Origin of the sequence: Bartonella sp. AU15XJBT, from assembly GCF_028618615.1 — a bacterium.
In the GTDB taxonomy this organism is placed as follows: Bacteria; Pseudomonadota; Alphaproteobacteria; order Rhizobiales; family Rhizobiaceae; genus Bartonella.
Map to the genome: position 1 here is coordinate 1 of NZ_JAQITG010000082.1, position 2,126 is coordinate 2,126.

At 41.0% G+C, this 2,126-nt stretch carries 2 pseudogenes; both read right to left on the minus strand.

From position 1 onward, the window contains the following. Positions 1-1,210: pseudogene (locus PVV57_RS10080) on the minus strand (hypothetical protein); the annotation flags it as partial. Further along, positions 1,210-2,126, minus strand: a pseudogene (locus PVV57_RS10085) (hypothetical protein); the annotation flags it as partial. The pseudogenes PVV57_RS10085 and PVV57_RS10080, both read right to left, overlap by 1 nt.

Here is a 2,126-nt window from a genome sequence, read left to right on the forward strand (position 1 = left end):
AATATTTTTCTCCGATCGGCGTCTTCTTGGCTATATCATAGAGAGACTCTGTAGCTGCCTCTCTACTCGCAATAAGATCATCTTTTAAACCTGTAATATTTTGACGAGGAACAAAGTGTTCATCAGCAGCTTGATGAATACGCTCCCCTCCTTCCAGCGCCCTCTGCTTAGCTCTTTTGGTTAAATCAAGATAAGCCCCTTGGTTTCTTTTCGCGATATCAAAAACAAGATCCTGTAAAAAAGGACTATGATCAGCTATGTAATCGGTAGGAACTGCATTCTTAACAGATTTTCCTAGCTCTTCAGACGCCTCCTTACCTAAATGTTTACTGATTGCTCTTAACGTGTCTGTTGCAACACCTTTCTTATGAGAAGGAGAAAAAAGTCTTCCTATTCCACCAACAGTAGAACCAGCCAAATGACCTAAAGCACTTCCAACGGCTGTCCCTGCTGCTCCTAAACCTGCACCAACTGCTGTACTTGTAAGCGTATTCCCAAGTCCTTCCCCTTCTCCTGCACCATGTAATGCACCAGATGCCGCCCCTACTTTAAGCAAATGAGGCAATGTTGTTTTGTTCGTGATGCCTAAAAAAGGACTTGCAAATCGACTTGGTGGTAACTGACCTGCTTTTAAGAACAATTGACCTAACTTTGACCCTGCAAGACTATTTGCAAGTGTAGGAGCTACAAAGCGTGCTCCTGAGGCTAACGCTCCTCCCCCTAAAGTTGCAAGTGAAGGAATTGCCGCCCCTAAAGCATTTCCAGCAAAAGAAGTCCAATAATGTTGATCACTCATCCTACGATAATAATCACGTATTCTATTGGCTTCTTTCTCATATTTCTCTCTGGATTGCTTATCTCCACTCCAATAGTTGATAAGCCCCTTCCCAAAAGCCTTTATTGCCAACTCATCATCAGAATCACGTCCTGCCGCTGTAATCCCTGCAATCTCATCATCTAAATTAAAACTCAAGCCATGCTTTAAAGAATTCCAAAAGGCTTCACTGCTACTGATTTCGGGATGTTGGGATGATGTTGTTTCTTCAAAATTGGAGGCATCATTGAGAACATCAAAGCGATAGCGTGTTCCATCTTCTAATGTTACATATCTAGATCGAGACGCATTATTTTGAGAATTATTATCAATAACATCAAAACGATAACGTGTTCCGTCCTCTAATGTTACATATCTAGATTGAGACGTATTCATTACAATTTTACCTTCCTCATATGCTCACCAGTCTCAATATCTATAAATTCAGTAATATCATTTCTTTTAGCAGCTTCTTGCATACTCATCTGAGGTCTATTCGCCCAATCTCCTTGTGACATCGGTGAATCTACAAAATATTTTTCAGAGATTTCTTGGGGGGTATCTATAGGTTGACCTGTTAATGCGTTGTACAGTTGAAGATCATTATGCCTATTGAAAAAATCAAATGCTGTTTTAATTACTTTTAAAGTCCTCTCCAACCCCTTTTTATCTCGCCCAACATCCAAAGAACCAAACATTGATGATAGTGCCTGACTTTCAAAATTTGATATAGGACCAGTTCCTACTGTTCCGCTAGAACTCATTGATTTTAGGTTCTCAAATACCGTCCTTAGAACACCACCTCTAATTCCCTCCAATAATTTGTCTAATTTGTACCCATCACTTCCACCAGCTTTTTTCGAAAACCACCCCTTAAATCCTGTAGCATTACCTTTTTGAATGAGTTCAAAAGCAGCTTTCAGATCATTTAAACCAGCTCTCAACTGCTGCTTGGTGGTGAACATATTTTTTATCCTTCTACCTTCCCATTCTTTCTGTGCTTGTAGCTTCTGATTATATTCAAGTTCCTGCATAGACCCCTTAACCGGTCTATATTCAAGTTCACCTGTCTCTGGATTGGTATACGATTGAAAGCCTTCTGGGGCCTTACCACCTGTTAGCAAAGCACTAAGCATTTGCGGGTTACGTGCCATAACCCGCGCTTCTTCTTCACTATAACCTTTAGACTTTAGATACTCGACGGTCTGGTTAACCTGCCCTCTTTGTTTATCGCCTTCATTAAGACGCTTCACACCACTTGCAAGCGCATCCCACCCTGAACCGTCTGATGAAGATTCTGCCATACCTGCAA